This window comes from Pseudomonas sp. FBCC-B1667 (assembly GCF_059133255.1).
On sequence record NZ_CP101437.1, the window covers coordinates 4,663,111 to 4,678,862 of the forward strand.

General features: G+C 57.6%; 18 protein-coding genes. 10 read left to right on the plus strand and 8 right to left on the minus strand.

Annotated features, from left to right (window positions below; translation table 11 throughout):
• Positions 1 to 24: 24 nt before the first annotated feature.
• The 3 genes from NL116_RS21420 to ppnP all read left to right on the plus strand — a co-directional run bounded on the left by NL116_RS21420 (position 25) and on the right by ppnP (position 2,954).
• Positions 25 to 1,986, plus strand: a complete 1,962-nt coding sequence (locus NL116_RS21420; RefSeq protein WP_494373929.1) for an acetyl/propionyl/methylcrotonyl-CoA carboxylase subunit alpha — start codon at positions 25 to 27, stop codon at positions 1,984 to 1,986.
• A gap of 71 nt (positions 1,987 to 2,057) precedes the next feature.
• Entirely contained in the window at positions 2,058 to 2,600 is a 543-nt protein-coding gene (locus NL116_RS21425) for a 3'-5' exonuclease (RefSeq protein WP_494373930.1), read from the plus strand.
• Positions 2,601 to 2,669: 69 nt separating this feature from the next.
• The gene (ppnP, locus tag NL116_RS21430; RefSeq protein ID WP_494373931.1) at positions 2,670 to 2,954 is read left to right on the plus strand and encodes a pyrimidine/purine nucleoside phosphorylase; all 285 of its coding nucleotides are present in this window, start codon (positions 2,670 to 2,672) and stop codon (positions 2,952 to 2,954) included.
• Between the two features lie 70 nt (positions 2,955 to 3,024).
• Here ppnP and NL116_RS21435 read toward each other — a convergent pair whose 3' ends face one another.
• A complete protein-coding gene (locus NL116_RS21435) occupies positions 3,025 to 3,831 on the minus strand; it encodes an MOSC domain-containing protein (RefSeq protein WP_494373932.1) in 807 nt (268 codons plus the stop codon).
• A 92-nt stretch (positions 3,832 to 3,923) separates the two neighbouring features.
• Positions 3,924 to 4,859, minus strand: a complete 936-nt coding sequence (locus NL116_RS21440) for a chemotaxis protein CheV (RefSeq protein ID WP_494373933.1) — start codon at positions 4,857 to 4,859, stop codon at positions 3,924 to 3,926.
• Between the two features lie 461 nt (positions 4,860 to 5,320).
• On the opposite strand from NL116_RS21440, the gene NL116_RS21445 reads away from it, so the two are divergent.
• The 3 genes from NL116_RS21445 (at position 5,321) to NL116_RS21455 (ending at position 7,755) form a co-directional block, all read left to right on the plus strand.
• Positions 5,321 to 5,791, plus strand: a complete 471-nt coding sequence (locus NL116_RS21445; RefSeq protein WP_494373934.1) for a hypothetical protein — start codon at positions 5,321 to 5,323, stop codon at positions 5,789 to 5,791.
• A 414-nt stretch (positions 5,792 to 6,205) separates the two neighbouring features.
• Positions 6,206 to 7,099 (plus strand): sensor histidine kinase, encoded by an 894-nt coding sequence (locus tag NL116_RS21450; RefSeq protein ID WP_494378109.1) that lies wholly within the window; start codon positions 6,206 to 6,208, stop codon positions 7,097 to 7,099.
• A complete protein-coding gene (locus NL116_RS21455; RefSeq protein WP_494373935.1) occupies positions 7,096 to 7,755 on the plus strand; it encodes a response regulator in 660 nt (219 codons plus the stop codon). The genes NL116_RS21450 and NL116_RS21455 overlap by 4 nt, the downstream gene beginning before the upstream one ends.
• Here the strand turns inward: NL116_RS21455 and yegS are convergent.
• Complete coding sequence (gene yegS, locus NL116_RS21460; protein ID WP_494373936.1) at positions 7,739 to 8,656, minus strand: lipid kinase YegS; 918 nt, start codon at positions 8,654 to 8,656, stop codon at positions 7,739 to 7,741. The genes NL116_RS21455 and yegS overlap by 17 nt on opposite strands.
• A gap of 318 nt (positions 8,657 to 8,974) precedes the next feature.
• Between yegS and NL116_RS21465 the strand changes: the two genes are divergently transcribed.
• Positions 8,975 to 9,283 (plus strand): hypothetical protein, encoded by a 309-nt coding sequence (locus NL116_RS21465; RefSeq protein WP_494373937.1) that lies wholly within the window; start codon positions 8,975 to 8,977, stop codon positions 9,281 to 9,283.
• A gap of 62 nt (positions 9,284 to 9,345) precedes the next feature.
• Here the strand turns inward: NL116_RS21465 and NL116_RS21470 are convergent, their stop codons facing one another.
• Both NL116_RS21470 and moaB read right to left on the minus strand, forming a co-directional pair.
• Positions 9,346 to 10,572 (minus strand): molybdopterin molybdotransferase MoeA, encoded by a 1,227-nt coding sequence (locus NL116_RS21470; RefSeq protein WP_494373938.1) that lies wholly within the window; start codon positions 10,570 to 10,572, stop codon positions 9,346 to 9,348.
• A complete protein-coding gene (moaB, locus tag NL116_RS21475; RefSeq protein WP_494373939.1) occupies positions 10,556 to 11,095 on the minus strand; it encodes a molybdenum cofactor biosynthesis protein B in 540 nt (179 codons plus the stop codon). Before moaB ends, NL116_RS21470 begins: the two co-directional genes overlap by 17 nt.
• Positions 11,096 to 11,176: 81 nt before the next feature.
• Between moaB and mobA the strand changes: the two genes are divergently transcribed.
• Together mobA and NL116_RS21485 are read left to right on the plus strand one after the other, a co-directional pair.
• Positions 11,177 to 11,776, plus strand: a complete 600-nt coding sequence (mobA, locus tag NL116_RS21480) for a molybdenum cofactor guanylyltransferase MobA (protein WP_494373940.1) — start codon at positions 11,177 to 11,179, stop codon at positions 11,774 to 11,776.
• 79 nt (positions 11,777 to 11,855) lie between these two features.
• Complete coding sequence (locus tag NL116_RS21485; protein ID WP_027925749.1) at positions 11,856 to 12,077, plus strand: YgdI/YgdR family lipoprotein; 222 nt, start codon at positions 11,856 to 11,858, stop codon at positions 12,075 to 12,077.
• A 67-nt stretch (positions 12,078 to 12,144) separates the two neighbouring features.
• Here NL116_RS21485 and NL116_RS21490 read toward each other — a convergent pair whose 3' ends face one another.
• From NL116_RS21490 to NL116_RS21500, 3 genes are all read right to left on the minus strand, one after another.
• Positions 12,145 to 13,035, minus strand: coding sequence for a pseudouridine synthase (locus NL116_RS21490; RefSeq protein ID WP_494373941.1), 891 nt, complete (start codon positions 13,033 to 13,035; stop codon positions 12,145 to 12,147).
• A gap of 71 nt (positions 13,036 to 13,106) precedes the next feature.
• Positions 13,107 to 13,424: a transcriptional regulator gene (locus NL116_RS21495; RefSeq protein WP_027925747.1), complete on the minus strand. Its 318-nt coding sequence runs from the start codon at positions 13,422 to 13,424 to the stop codon at positions 13,107 to 13,109.
• 169 nt (positions 13,425 to 13,593) lie between these two features.
• Positions 13,594 to 13,830, minus strand: coding sequence for a glutaredoxin family protein (locus tag NL116_RS21500; protein ID WP_494373942.1), 237 nt, complete (start codon positions 13,828 to 13,830; stop codon positions 13,594 to 13,596).
• Between the two features lie 209 nt (positions 13,831 to 14,039).
• Between NL116_RS21500 and NL116_RS21505 the strand changes: the two genes are divergently transcribed.
• Entirely contained in the window at positions 14,040 to 15,752 is a 1,713-nt protein-coding gene (locus NL116_RS21505; protein ID WP_494373943.1) for a cation:proton antiporter, read from the plus strand.

Sequence of the window (15,752 nt, forward strand, 5' to 3'; positions counted from 1 at the left end):
CCGCAAATATCAAGGAAAGCCTTCATGCCCGGACTCAGAAAAATCCTGATCGCCAACCGCGGTGAAATCGCCTGCCGTATCCAGCGCACCGCCCAGGCCCTGGGCTATCGCACCGTCGCCATCTTCAGCGACGTCGACGCCGACGCCCTGCACGTGCAAATAGCCGACGAGGCCGTCAACATCGGCCCGGCCCCGGTGCAACAGTCTTACCTGAACATCCCGGCCATCATCGATGCCGCCCGGCGCACCGGTGCCGACGCGATCCACCCCGGCTACGGTTTCCTCTCGGAAAACGCCGGCTTCGCCCTTGCCTGCCGCGACGCTGGCATCACCTTCATCGGCCCCAGCCCCGAAGCCATTGAACTGATGGGCAGCAAACGCTTGTCGAAAATCGCCATGATCGACGCCGGTGTACCCTGCGTTAAGGGCTATCAAGGCGCCGAACAGGACGACGCAACCCTGAGTCGCGAGGCCGAACGCATTGGTTACCCACTGATGATCAAGGCCAGTGCCGGTGGGGGCGGACGTGGCATGCGCCTGGTGCAGGATGCCAGCCAGTTACTGGAACAACTGCGCACTGCACGCTCCGAAGCACAGCATGGTTTTGGCAGCGACGAACTGATCCTCGAACAAGCGTTGATCGACCCGCGTCATGTCGAAATCCAGCTGTTCGGCGATCAGCTCGGCAACCTGATCTACCTCGGCGAACGCGACTGTTCGATCCAGCGCCGTCATCAAAAAGTCATCGAAGAAGCGCCCTGCCCGGTGATGACCAGCGAATTGCGTCAGGCCATGGGCGAGGCCGCGCTCAAGGCCGGCCGAGCGGTGAATTACGTCGGCGCCGGCACGGTGGAATTTCTGCTGGATGCGCGGGGGCAGTTTTACTTTCTGGAGATGAACACCCGGCTGCAAGTGGAACACCCGGTGACCGAACTGATCACCGGGCTGGACCTGGTGGCCTGGCAATTACTCGTCGCCGAAGGGCAACCGCTGCCGTTGCGACAGGAGCAGGTTCAGCTCAACGGGCATGCCATGGAAGTGCGGTTGTACGCCGAAGATCCCGCTCAAGACTTTCTACCGCAGACCGGTCAAGTCACGGCGTGGGAACCGGCGTCGCACAACGGTGTGCGGATTGATTATGGCCTGATCGAAGGCCAGCACATCAGCCCGTTCTATGACCCGATGCTGGGCAAAATCATCGCCCACGGAGCAACCCGCGAAGAGGCTCGGCGCAAGTTGCTGCGCGCGGTGCAGGACAGCGTATTGCTGGGTGTACAAAGCAATCAGCGCCTGCTTGCCGGTCTGCTGCAACACCCGCAGTTCATCAGCGGCGATTTCAGCACCGGGTTCATCCCGACCTGCTTCGCTGACGACCCGTGCTTGCAGGCGCATGTCCCGAGCGTTGCTGAACTGGCCATCGCAGCGACGCTGTTCTATCAAGCGTCGGCCCAGGTTCACCCGGCACCACTGGCCGGCTGGCGCAACAATGCCAGCGTGCCCTTGCATTATCGCGTCGGTCTGAATGATCAGGACTGGGCGGTGGAACTGAACGCCATGCCTGACCGGTCGTTTCGGATTCAAGTCGCCGGGCAGTTGCTTGAGTTGAAGATCATCCGGTGCGACGGACTCTGGGCAACGCTACAAATCGACGGCATCCGCCAGCGTCATGCCTATCGACTCAAGGCCGGGCAGCTGTGGCTGTTCGCCCGCCCCGGCAGTTTGAAACTGCTGGATCGGACCCAGGCTGCGGTCAATAGCCAAGCCAGCGCCAGCTCCGGCACGCTCAAGGCACCGATGGACGGCGCCATCGTCGACGTACTGGTCAGTGAGGGCAGCATCGTTAGCAAAGGTCAGCTATTGGTGGTGCTCGAAGCCATGAAAATGGAGCATCCGCTCAAGTCGGGCATCGACGGCGTGCTCAAACGCTTGCAGGTTCAGGTCGGCGATCAGGTCAAAAATCGTCAGATTCTGTTGGAGGTCGAATAAGCCGCTAGGCGGATCCGCCGGGTTTGGCTACGCTCAAGCCCTATCAGGACGCGGATACCAGGAAACCTGCGATGCCTCACTGGCTGGTGATAGATCTGGAAGCCACCACCGATGAAGGTGGCTGGCCAGTCACTGAAATGGAAATCATCGAAATCGGTGCCACCCTGGTGGACCGCAAAGGTCGCGAGCTGGATCACTTCCAGCGTTTCGTGCGGCCGTTGCGTCGGCCCTTGCTGACACCGTTTTGCCGGGAGCTGACGCACATCACCCAAGGCAATATCGATACCGCGCAACCGCTGACCGAGGTTTGGCCGGCCTTCGAGCGTTGGCTTGGCCAGCACCACTCACGACTGGAGGGTTGGGCGAGCTGGGGCGACTACGATCGCAAACAGTTGGTTCAGGAATGGGAGCGCTTGCAACTCGACAGCGCCTTGAGCCGGGTGCCACACATGAACCTCAAGCAGCGCTTTGCCAAGGCCCGGCGCCTGGAGCGCCCGCTGGGGCTTAATGGCGCCTTGCAACTGGCGGGCATGCAATTCAACGGGCAGCAACACCGGGCGCTGGAAGATGCGCGCAATACAGCTCGCTTATTACCGCTGACTCTGCCCACCTAGAGTGGTGACGGCGCTCAAGGCCTTGTGCATACTGGCCGGCCCTTTTTAGCCCTTTTCGAGGAATCGCCCATGTTTAAAGTCAACGAGTACTTCGACGGCACCGTCAAGTCGATCGCCTTTGGCACCGCTGAAGGTCCTGCGACTATTGGCGTCATGGCTCCGGGCGAATACGAATTCGGCACCAGCCAACGTGAAATCATGCACGTGGTCAGCGGCGCCCTGACCGTCAAACTGCCTGACAACAACGACTGGGAAACCTTCGCGGCCGGCAGCCAGTTCAACGTGCCTGCCAACAGCAAGTTTCAACTGAAAGTGGCCGTCGACACCGCTTACCTGTGTGAATACCGCGGCTAAATCCCGGGTTTTCATAGCGATAAAAAAATGCCCGTGTCTTTGGACACGGGCATTTTTTATTCACTGCCTTTTATTCGAGGATCGTCACCGGCATCCCGACTTCAAGACAACCATTGCTGTCGTTGACGAGGTTCTGTCCAAACATCGCGCCGTCGGCCTCGGCACGGTATTTCTGCAACGTGGCCAGTGGCTCCCGATCATCGCTGCGCTCACCGGTTTGCGGATCGATGGTGGTCAGAATGCAGCGTGAGCAGGACTTGACCACCCGGAACTCGACATCGCCGATGCGAATACGCTTCCAGCTGTCTTCGGCATAGGCTTCGCTGCCCTCGATCACCAGGTTCGGTCGAAAGCGCAGCATTTCCAGGGGCCGTCCGACCTTTTGCGACAAATCTTGCAGTGACGCCTGCCCGATCAGCAACAATGGATAACCATCGGCGAACGCCACCTGATCATCGTCCTTGCCGTAACCGGCCTCGGTCATGCGCGCTCGATCAAGGGGAACCTGCACCAGACGGGTCGGTTTACCAACGAACTCACTGACCCAGGCGCCCGCCTCGTCACCGGCATCCGGCACGCGCAAGGAGTCGCGCCATAGGGTGACGCCACGCAGTTCAGCGTTACTGGAAGGCAACGCGATGTCGATCGGCGAGCGGCCCGGGGCGTTGAGGGTCAAGCCGCCATCAGCATTCCACAATGCCGACAGTTGGCTCAAAGATGCCACCGCCCGCTGAGTCAGGAAGCGTCCGCTCGCCTCATCCACCAGCATCCAGCGTCGATCACCGTCCAGGCCCAGTTTGTCGAGGCCGACTTGTGGCAAGGATTCGCCCTTGCCGGATTTCAACGGATAACGGTAAAGCGCGCTCAGACGCAACATAGCCAGCTCCCTGATGGTCAAAAGAGGCCACCCTATACGAGCTTTGTCACCGAATCAAAGGCTGACATGACTGCCAGCCAGCCGCACCGTCGTCAGGCCGGAACTTCGTCGAGCATCAGGCGCTGGCGCACCACGTCGACGAGTTTGTCCGGCTGGAATTTGGAGAGGAAGTTGTCGCAGCCGACTTTCTTCACCATCGAGTCGTTGAAGCTGCCCGACAGGGAGGTGTGCAGGACCACATAGAGGCCGCGCAATCTGGGGTCATTGCGGATTTCGGTGGTCAGGCGATAGCCGTCCATTTCCGGCATTTCTGCGTCGGTGAACACCATCAACAGCTTGTCCGTCATGGACACGCCCGTATCCGCCCAGGCCTTGAGCATGTTCAGCGCCTTCAGACCATCGCTGGCAATGTGCATTTTCACACCCAACTGGCCCAGGGTGTCGCGCAATTGCGACAGCGCGACATTGGAGTCATCCACCAACAGCACTTCACGGCCACGGGCGCGTTCCAGTACCGGATCGTCGAGTTTTTCGCGCGAGACCTTGGCGTTGTACGGCACGATTTCGGCCAGGACTTTCTCGACGTCGATGATTTCCACCAACTGATCATCGACCTTGCTGATCGCCGTGAGGTAATGCTGGCGACCGGCGCTGCTCGGCGGCGGCAGAATGGCTTCCCAGTTCATGTTGACGATGCGGTCGACACCGCCAACCAGGAACGCCTGCACCGAGCGATTGTACTCGGTGACGATGATCGTGCTGGTCGGGCTCGGGATCAGCGGACGCATGCCAATGGCTTGGGACAGGTCGATCACCGGCAACGTCTGGCCGCGCAAATTGACCACGCCGCAGACGAATGGATGGCGCTGGGGCATCAGGGTCAGCTTGGGCAGTTGCAGCACTTCCTGCACTTTGAAGACGTTGATCGCAAACAGTTGCCGGCCGGCCAGGCGAAACATGAGAATTTCCAGGCGATTCTCACCCACCAGTTGCGTGCGTTGGTCTACCGTGTCGAGAATGCCGGCCATTAATGACTCCTGGGCTTGTTCTGATTAATTCACTAAAGAGGGTTATCGGCTGTTGTTGCCAAATCTTGACCCTGAGACAAAATGCGACGATCGATCATTGATGTCACATTAACATCATGGTTTACTGCCTCTGCGATCCATCTGCTTTACTGCCTGTCGCGCGACTACGGTTTACACGTTAAGTTCCCCAGCGTAAGGGATTCCCCTAGTAACAATCAGGCCCAACCTGATATTCGCGATATCCAATAGCCATTAATGTGACGCCATTCTCATTGCATGAACGGAGTCAGGCTTTTGTGTGCGATCGCAGGTAAGTGGCCATCCACCCTCTCGAGTTCCCAAGCCTTCGCTCAGGCCTGCGGGAGCGCGATCTCATGCCGGCATGGCAACGTCGGGACGTTGAACGTCCTCATCGACATACGCGACATCCCCTCATTTGCCATGACGTTGTGGAGATAAGCATGCCGAACAAACCGAAGCAGTGGGCTCAGCGTTTACCGGAGTTTCTGGTCGAAGCGGAAACCCTCCTGGCCAAATCTGAGGAGTGCCTGAGCCATCTGCAATTGATCAGCAATGACAAGGACGCAATCGATTGCATGCTCAGCAGCCTGCTCAAGCTGGCGAGCCGGGCCGATGCTCTGGCGCTGGAAGCCGTGTCGGAATTTTCCCTGCATATTCACGGTTTGCTGAACCTCGCCCACACCCACATCGACCTGCATGAGCAAGCGTTGGGCGCTTTGAAGGATTGCTTTACATTGATGGCCTGGCAACTTGAACTCATCGATCAGACCACCGGGCAGCTTAGCCTGGATAACAGCGAACAGACGTCCCTGATCGAAGCCTTTGCGCTGCAGGTCGGGCAAAGTCATTTCCAGTTACCGGCCAATTCCAAACCGTTTACGCTCGTCTCCTATTCGGAACGGCAGGCTTGATCAGTCAGTCAACTTAACAGTGAGTATTCTTATAGCCATGTCGCTGCTCTATAAAATGAGAGGCTTCTGTCGTAATTGAATACTTCATACCTTTGCGCGACAACTCGAAATTAATCGTTACTTCCCCCTTCCATAGAACTTTTCGATAGAGAGCCTATCCATCCACGGCGTTATTTCCTGACTCTATGGCCACCGCTGGCAAACGCGACCAACGGTCTCTTAAGTGCTATTATGCCGACCATTAGTTGACGCCAATTAATGGCAAAGTGGCTTCAGATCAGTGCCGCCCGATAAAGGCTGTAGTTCGACTACTGAAAGCCCACTGTGCTCAGGACGAGACACTATTTCAGACAGAGACCCGTCAGCCACTATGGCCGGTCTGCCCGCAGCGAACATTCATTGGCTCCATCCGCTATGTACGCCAGCCTCAAGTCAGTCACCTCATGGCCACCTTCTCAGAAAAACGCTCGGCGGCTCACGCTATTGCTGTGCGCCTGTTCGGCACTTGGCAGCCTGCTGGTCTTCGGTCTCTCCACCCCCCTTGCACTGAGTTTATTGGCGGTCAATATCGCGGCACTGGCCAGCGTCTGGGTCCAGTACCGCCTCTCGAGTCAGTCGATAAAATTTGAACCGCAAGAACTGGCGGACCGCCTGTTGGAAGTTCAGGAAAATGAACGCCATCGCCTGAGTAGAGAATTGCACGACGATATTGGCCAGCTGCTGACCGCTGCAAAACTGCAAAGTGAATGGCTCAAACGTCGGATGCCTGATGAAATGCAGGGCCAGTGCTCGGTACTCTGCGACACATTGGAAGAAACCCTGACCAAGGTTCGTGACGTCTCGGCCATCCTTAATCCCAGGCAGTTGGCGAGTCTTGGGCTGGAAGCCAGTCTGCGTGCGCATCTGCTCAAAACCCTCGCCAACACCTCTGTGCACTGGAGCCTGGAATGCCATCAACGGTTGACCGGTGTACCGGAAGAAATGGCGGTGGCAGCCTTTCGAATCGTTCAGGAAGCAGTGACCAATATGTTGCGTCACGCTGGAGCGAAAAATCTTCTGGTGCGACTGCAACGCATGCCCCAAGGCCTGACACTATTGATCAACGACGACGGCCAGGGTTTCGCACCCGCGGTTGATCCCGGTCGAGAGGGCCAGCGCGGGATGGCCGGGATGCGGGAACGGATCGATCTGCTGGGCGGAACCCTGGCCGTGACCAGCGAGCCGGGTAAAGGCACGCAAATCGAAGCACTCTTCCCCTGGGCGCCGCGCGCGCTCGAACGGGCCAGTACGAATAAGGTTTTGCATTGACTTGTAATTTACTTCTGGTGGACGACCACTCGCTGATCAGGGCAGGCGTACGCGCCCTGGTGCTGGATATTCCCGGCTATGCAGTAGTTGGCGAGGCCAATGACGGCTCGCAGCTGCTCGACATGGTTGAGAAACTGGCTCCTGACATTGTTCTTCTGGATCTATCCATGAAGGAGACCAGCGGTCTTGAAGCCTTGCAGCGCCTCAAGCGGGTGCGCCCGAAAAGCAAGGTGCTGATCCTGTCGATGCACACCGACCCCGCGCTCATCATGCAAGCACTAGAGTCCGGCGCTCATGGCTATTTGCTTAAGGACACCACGGCCACGGAGCTGGAACATGCGCTGGATGCCCTGCGCAACAACGAACGCTACCTCAGCCCCGCCATCGCCCACACGGTCATCAATCAGGCGCTGATCCGGAACCAGAAACAGCCTCTGGAAACGCACGATTCCCATAACCTGACGGCACGGCAACTGGAAATCCTGCGACTGATTGTTCGCGGAAAATCAACCCGGGAAATCGCCAATGGCCTGGGCCTCAGTATCAAGACCGTTGAAACGCACCGCTCGCAGATCATGAAGCGCCTGCAGATCTACGATGTCGCCGGCCTTGTCCTGTTTGCCGTACGCGAGCAAATTATCAGCCTGGACGATTAGCTGGCCGCGATGCACTCAGCAGCGGTGAATTCTCTGGCAAATGCACGCGCAATACCCCGGCACGCGCCGTAAAACGCAAGTTGTCGCCCTCAAGAGGTTCGCCATCAAGGTTTATGTGCAGACCTTCCGAAGCCTTGATCTCGACCCAAGGCAAACGAGCGCGTACAAACATGTTGTCGATGCCAAAGCCATCGGTTAGCAGGCTTTTCAAGGTACCGACCACTTCCTGCGGCGCCGGTAAAATACTGATATCCAGCAGACCATCGTCAGCCAGCGCCTCCGGACATAGCGCATGCCCACCTCCCGCCTGCCGACCATTGCCGATCCCGAGCGCCAACAGCTCGCCGCGCCAATGAAAGTCCGGCCCCTGCAACTCACCATAAGCCGCATGCAACTCGCTGAAGCGAGATAAGCCGGTAAACAGATACGCGGCGCCGCCGAGGACGTTTTTCAAATCTTCCGACGTATTGGCCGTGACCTGACTGCCGAAACCGCCCGTGGCCATGTTCAGAAAGACCTGCCCTCCTACTTCTCCCAGATCGATAGCGTGTGGGGCAACTTCCAGAAGATCCAGTGCCAGCGCTGGCGCCAGAGGCACTCCAGCCGCGCGAGCAAAATCATTGGCCGTGCCCAATGGCATCAAGACGAGGCTGGCCTGATTCGGGTGCGCCGCCAGGGCTTCGGCGATATCGCGCAACGTGCCATCGCCGCCACCGGCAATCAGTTGCGTGTAGCCGGCGCTCAGCGCTTCTTCCACTAATCGCTGCGCGTCCCCCGCTTCCCAGGTCAGCCGGACGGCCAGTGTCCACCCCTGCGTGCGCTTGCCTTCGACGGCCGCGCGGACCTCTTCGTTGAGTGCCTGCTTGCCATGCAGAATCAACAGCGCCTTGCGCTCACTCATTGTTGTAGCTCCTGATTGGAATTCATTCAGGAGATGTTGACCTCACAGCCCCCTATAAAGGTCGCACGATGTTGAGATTTTTTGAGGCGTGCAGGCTGCAGTCCTACAGCTCGGGATATTTTCTTACGTTATATAAGGAATCGGCTTAATTGACCCGCCAGGGCGAATGGTTCACCTTGATTTCGGCGGCTATCCGTCACCAAAAGCAACTACACAGGGATGTGCAAGCAATGAGTGGACCCGCACCAAAGGTTACAAATGCAAATTATATGAGCTTCGGCTATTCGAAGGGTATGGATGCAAGGAGCGTCTTTCTCCATGCAAACTCATGACATCAAGTTGCCCCCCTCTCCGGTAAAGCCGTTCTCGGAAAATCGCGCCAATCATCAGGCTGAATTCAACAACAACGTAAAACCCGCCGCAGGAGTTGACATGGAACCTCGCGTCATTGAACTGGAGACTCATCTGAAATACATCCGAAGAGACATGGATGAAGTGCGCAATGACGTCAAATCCATCAAACACAGACTTGCCTATTCAGCAGGCGGAGCAGCGGTCGTCCTCGGCCTGTTGGGTTGGGTTGCCAACAGCCGCTTTGATCAGGTCGTGACACTTCTGGTTCGTTAAGCGTTAGTCAGACACGCAAGACCCGGCGCTTTCCCGGGCTTGCGGCAACTGCGCTCCATGCGTCAGTTCAGAACTTCGCTCAGAGGAATGAACACTACATAATCACCCTCGATCAACGTGCGATCTTCCAACACTTCAACCAGGCCATCAGCCCAGGCTGCACTGCGAAGTACGCCGGAGCTCTGATTTTTGTAAATGATCGCCCGACCATTCTCCAGGCGTCCACGCAAGTACTCTCGTCGATTGCCAGCCTTCGGCCAGACGAACCCGGCCGGCACCTGAAACTTCAGTGGTTCAACCTTTTTTACACCCTGACGGCGCAAAAGGTAGGGCCTTGCCAACAACGCAAAAGTGACCAGCGTCGACGCCGGGTTGCCGGGCAAACCAATCACGGGCACCCCGCGAAAATACCCGAAGGTCAGCGGCTTGCCAGGTTTGATAGCGAGTTTCCAAAGCGTCAACTCGCCCGCTTCGCGCAAGGCCATGCCGAGGAAATCGGCTTCGCCCACCGACACTCCGCCCGTAGAGAGGATCAGATCAACATCCTTCAACTCACCCAGGCGAGCACGAGTGGTCTCCAGATCATCTGGAAGAATACCGGCATCGACGACTTCACAACCCAGGCGTAGTAACCAACTGCACAGCAACACGCGATTGCTGTTGTAGATTTGTCCCGGACCCAAGGCTTGGCCTGGCTCAACCAATTCATCTCCAGTTGAAAGAACCGCAACACGCACTTTGCGAACAACGTCCAGTTCTGCGCAGCCCAGCGATGCCGCCAAACCCTGTTCGATTGCTCCAAGGCGCGTACCGGCCGGCAAAACCAGCTCGCCCACCGTTGTCTCCTGACCTTGTGGTCGGATGTTTTGACCAGGGGTCATGGGCTCGATGAAACATACTCGATCATCCGCCTGAACCTCGGCATTTTCCTGCATCTCGACACAGTCGGCGCCCGCGGGCACAGGTGCACCGGTAAAGATTCGAGCACACGTACCTGGCTTCATCGGCTCAGGTGCCTGACCTGCAAATATCTTCTGGCTGACCACCAACGGCTCGCCCGTCCAATCAGCGATACACAGGGCGTAGCCGTCCATAGCGCTGTTTGGCCAAGGCGGCAGATCAAGGGTCGACACCAGGTCATCGGCGAGAACGCGCCCCTGAACCTGCGCCAGCGGCAAACGTTCACGCTCGCGAATAGAAGAGGCCTCTGCCATCTCCAGCAGACGCGCCAGCGCCACCTCGACCGGCATCAGGCTGCCGGTTTTACCTGGCTTACCCACGGGATTCACAGGGTGCTGCCTGCTTCAAATGAGCCACGAAATTGCAGGGGCGGTGCCGTGAATCCAGTTGTTCGGCGAGAATGCCATCCCAGCCAGTGCGCACGGCATTGGTCGATCCTGGCAAGCAGCAGACCAGCGTACCGTTGGCCAAACCGGCCAACGCCCGGGACTGGACGGTCGAGGTGCCGATGTCAGCAACAGAAATCTGCCGGAATAACTCACCAAAACCATCGACCTGCTTGTCCAACAGACAACTCACCGCCTCTGGTGTGCTGTCGCGCCCGGTAAACCCGGTACCGCCAGTGATCAGAACCACCTGCACCACCTCATCGGCAATCCAGTGAGCGACTTGCGCGCGGATTTTGTAGAGATCATCTTTAAGCAACACCCGAGCGGCCAGGTTGTGGCCAGCAGCGCTCAAGCGGTCGACAAAAACCTGGCCTGACGTATCGGTTTCCAGGGTTCGGGTATCACTGACTGTCAGCACCGCAATGTTAAGCGGCGCGAAAGGTACATCGGCCTTGGCTTTCATAGGCTCGTCCAGTTGTAGGAAAAACAGCTCGGTGTTATATCACAGCGCTTCACTTTTTCAGCGCCTCCATGGAGACCTGCCATGACCTCGAACCCGGCATTGCCACCCTGCTCCATTCTGCTCCTGGCAGGCGGTCGCGGCCAACGCATGGGCGGTCAGGACAAGGGTTTACTGGAATGGCACGGCAAGCCGCTGATCGCGCACCTGCATGACAAGACCCGCGACCTGAGCGATGACTTGATCATCTCGTGCAACAGAAACATGGAAAAATACGCGCCTTACGCTGATCAGTTGGTCCATGACGACGAGGGCGATTTCCCTGGCCCCCTCGCCGGAATTCGCGCAGGGCTCAAGGCCGCCCGCCATCCTCTTCTGCTGGTATTGCCGTGCGACGTCCCCCGCATCAATGCCGCCCTGCTCCACAGCATGCGCGAAACCGCCAGCCAGCATCCGGACAAACCGCTGATGCTGCGCCAAGGCGCACATTGGGAACCGTTGCTGTGCGTTATCCCTGTAGCACTCTGCGCCGCATTCGACACGGCATGGAATGAAGGTGAACGCAGCCCTGGGCGCATCATGCGCAAACTGGAGGCAACCGCCCTGCAATGCGCAGACGACGACCCTCGACTGGCCAACCTAAACACCCCGGAATTGTTACGCGCGCATACCGTGTCAGAATGACACTAGCCAAGGAACTTGCGTGCGTTGTGTACGTCTACAAGCTCAGTAACCAAAAGAATTTTTATTCGGAGAAACACTCATGACCCATCGGACCCTCGCCACTCTCATGCTCGCAGCAGGCCTCGCGACCTTGGCGGGCTGCGCATCGCCGACAGTGATCACCTTGAATGACGGCCGTGAAATCCAGGCAGTCGACTCGCCAAAGTACGATGAAAAATCGGGCTTCTACGAATTCGAACAGCTGGATGGCAAGGAAACACGCATCAACAAGGATCAGGTTCGTACCGTTAAAGAGTTGTAATCGTTACTGCACCTGCCAGATAAGACAAAGCCCGCTTGACGCGGGCTTTTTCGTGGCCGGGATTTTTTCACCACTGCAAGGTGAGAGTGCTTTCAAACGCTCTTTCCTGGCCGGTGACCGGATCCACAAACCGCAATCCCTGCGCGAGCAGTTTCAGCGGATTGGCATAGTCATCTTCAACGCCCTTGAGCACCTGCGGGTAAAACGGGTCGTTACAGATACTGGCGCCCAGCGCCGTCATGTGCACGCGCAATTGATGTTTCTTGCCCGTCACCGGGTGAAGCGCATACCGCCAGAGATGACCGTTCTTTTCCCGAACATCGACTGCTGTCTCGGTATTGCTGATACCCGGACCTTCCTGCATGCGGAAAAACGGCTCGCCATCGATGAGCCGGCTTTTATGCACCAATGGAAAGGTCAGATCAGGCAATGCAGGAGCAATTGCCTCGTAGTATTTTTCAATCTGCCGTGTCGGAAACAACGACTGATACGCAGATCGGCTCTGCGGGTTGGCGGAAAACAGCACTAGCCCCGCGGTATGCCGGTCAATGCGATGCAACGGCACCAGGTGTGGGTTATCCAGACGACGGATCAATCTTCTCAGTAATGTTTGTTCAACGTACTCGCCTGCCGGAGTTACCGGCAAAAAATGCGGTTTGTCAGCGACCACCAGATGCTCATCGGCATAGAGGATCGACTCGACCACCGGGATCGGCTTTTCGTCCGCAACCTCACGGAAATAATGAATCCGCAGCCCTTCCTTGTACGGCAGATCCAGCGCGATCGGCATTCCGTGCCCGTCGAGCACGCGACCGCGGGCCACCCTGTCCAGCCATTGTTCACGACCGATAGCGCTGAAATGCTCGCACAGGCAATCGATAACGGTCAGCCACGAACCCGGCGGCAAGTAGAGTGTGCTGGCCTGGTTGTGTGCGGCAGAAAAAGATGAAGTGGACATACGAACGCTCTGACCCTCAATACAGGGCGGCATTATCCAACAGTGGCCGGGTCGAACCTAGCAGAGAATCCTCATGCGGGAATCTGCGTGCGCGCTGCTGCTTCGGTGAATTCCTTGAGCCAGCGCAACACATCGACGGCTTCCCAGCGAGCCGGGTCGTAAAGTGCGTACAACAACCCCTGATAGCCCACGACATCCAGCTGCCGGTGGTAACCCGCACGCTGAAACAGCGCTTCGATCTCGGCAAAACAGGTGTTGAAATGCAGTTTGTTAAAAGGCGTTTTTCCTTCCGTCACCAGACCGTCCAGACGCAATTCGAGGACAGCCTCGCGCACAACATCGACCGACATCCGGTTTACGCTGTTCTTCAATTGTTCGACATTGACCACGATTCATCCCTCTCACGCCTGGAACTGCCTCCGCCCCTCCGGAAACCGGGGACGGTAAGCAGCACTACGAATAACTGTATGCGCATACAGTATCCGAAGAGCATCGGTTAAGCCAAGGGGATCAGTCGCAAAGTTCGACAGACGGGACCATCGCCAGCACAAAAACCGCTTAACGCAAGAACGCCACCACCTCGTCGGCACTGAATGGCCAACCGAGTTCCGCGCCGGTATCAACTCGTCGCAGGACCGGAATGCGCAGACTGTAGGCGGCGAACCAGGTTTCATCATCAGCAATATCTACCAGCTCGACCAGCAGACCGTGCTCAACCAACGGCATCAGCTCGGCTTCGGCCACTTCACAGAGATGGCACCCCAGGGTGCTGAACAGCTGACATTCAGGAGGCATGAGCGCTCAACCGAAAAAAAGTTAAGTAACTATTCTAGGCCTGCCCTGAAAAGCCGTCGAGCCGTCGAATGTTCTGCCCGGCCTCATGAATCGCCATGATGGCTGAATAACCCTGACGCAAATCAGTCGTCGTTTGTGCCATTTGAGCAATGCTCACGTTTTTTTTGCTTCTACGCTTGAGTAGCCAGCGTCTGTCAGCGGAGCTTTTTGTGTTTGCCAATCTCTTGATTATTCTCGTTTCCTCTCTAGTGGTCATAGCGTTGTTCCAGCGCCTGCGATTGCCCCCGGTCCTCGGCTACCTGTGCGTGGGGCTAATGATTGGCCCGACCGCGTTCAATTGGGTAGATGAGAGCGAAGGGTTACCACACCTTGCCGAGCTGGGTGTAGTGTTCCTGCTGTTCTCCCTCGGTCTTGAGTTTTCCCTGACGAAAATGATCGCACTGCGACATGTGGTGTTCGGTCTTGGCAGTTTGCAAGTGCTGGCCTGCGGGCTGTTGTTGGGTGTTTTGCTGATGTTGTTCGGGATGCCGGTCACTCCCGCGCTGTTGCTGGGCGCGGGGCTGGCTCTATCGTCCACGGCCATCGTCAGCAAGGAGCTGACCAGCCTTGGCGAAATTTTCAGCAGTCATGGCCAGAATGCTATTGCCGTTTTGCTGTTCCAGGACGTGGTGGCCGTCTTGCTGTTGACGCTTGTGCCCGTGTTCGCCGGCAACAGTGATCAGGCCTGGTATTGGGCGCTGCCCCTAACCCTGATAAAAACCGTGGTCTTGTTCGGCGGGTTGCTATTGGCCAGTCGCTGGTTGTTGCCAAGACTGTTCCATGAAGTCGCCGCTGCTCGTTCCGCCGAACTTTTCGTATTGCTGGCGCTGGTGATTGTCCTGCTGACCGCCTGGCTGACTCATTTACTGGGTCTTTCCCCTGCCCTGGGCGCGTTTCTCGCTGGCATGTTGCTGGGTGAAAGTCATTACCGACATCAGGTCGAGGCCGATATCCGCCCGTTTCGAGACATTCTGCTCGGGTTGTTCTTCGTCACCATCGGCATGCTGATCGACTTGAATCTGTTCGCCAGCCACACGCTGCTGATTCTTGGTCTGACCCTGGGATTGCTGCTGATCAAGGGCACCGTGGTGGCGCTACTGGTCAAATGGCGTGGCAGCGATAGCGAAACCGCCTGGCGCAGTGGACTGGCATTGGCTCAGGGAGGTGAGTTCTGCTTTGCACTGATGGCGCAGATGCAGCAAAGCGACCTGATGCCCGCGCAACTCGGCGGCATGCTGCTGGCTGCGACGTTCTGTTCGATGCTGGTCACGCCACTGCTGCTGCGCGCGGCCCCGTCTATCGCAAATCGTCTGCATCGCAAATCCAACAAGGAGGCACAACTTGAAGAGATCAGCGCGCTGAACGCAGATCTGGACAAGCATGTGGTCATCTGTGGTTACGGGCGCGTCGGCCAGTCCATCGGGCGCTGCCTGACTCATCAGCAACAACCTTACATTGCGCTGGACCACGATCCGGTCAGGGTCGAGGAAGCGGCCGTCAGCGAAAGCAGCGTGCACTATGGAGACTCGCGTCGAGGTGAATTACTGCTTGCCGTCGGACTGGCGCGCGCCAGGTTGCTGGTGATCGCCGTGGACCAACCTGACATCGCGCTGGAGATCCTCAAGGAGGCTCGCCGGATCAATTCAAAAGTGCCTATTCTGGTTCGTACCCGCGATGACAGCCAACTGGCCGAACTCAAAGAAGCCGGTGCCAACGAAGTCGTACCCGAGTTGCTGGAGTCCAGCCTGATGCTCGCCTCCCATGCACTGATCATGCTGGGACTGCCCGCCCATCAGGTACAGGAGCGGGCCGATCAGATCCGGCATGATCGCTATCGGATGCTCCACGATTTTTATCCCGGAGCTGAAGATGCAGAAAATTGA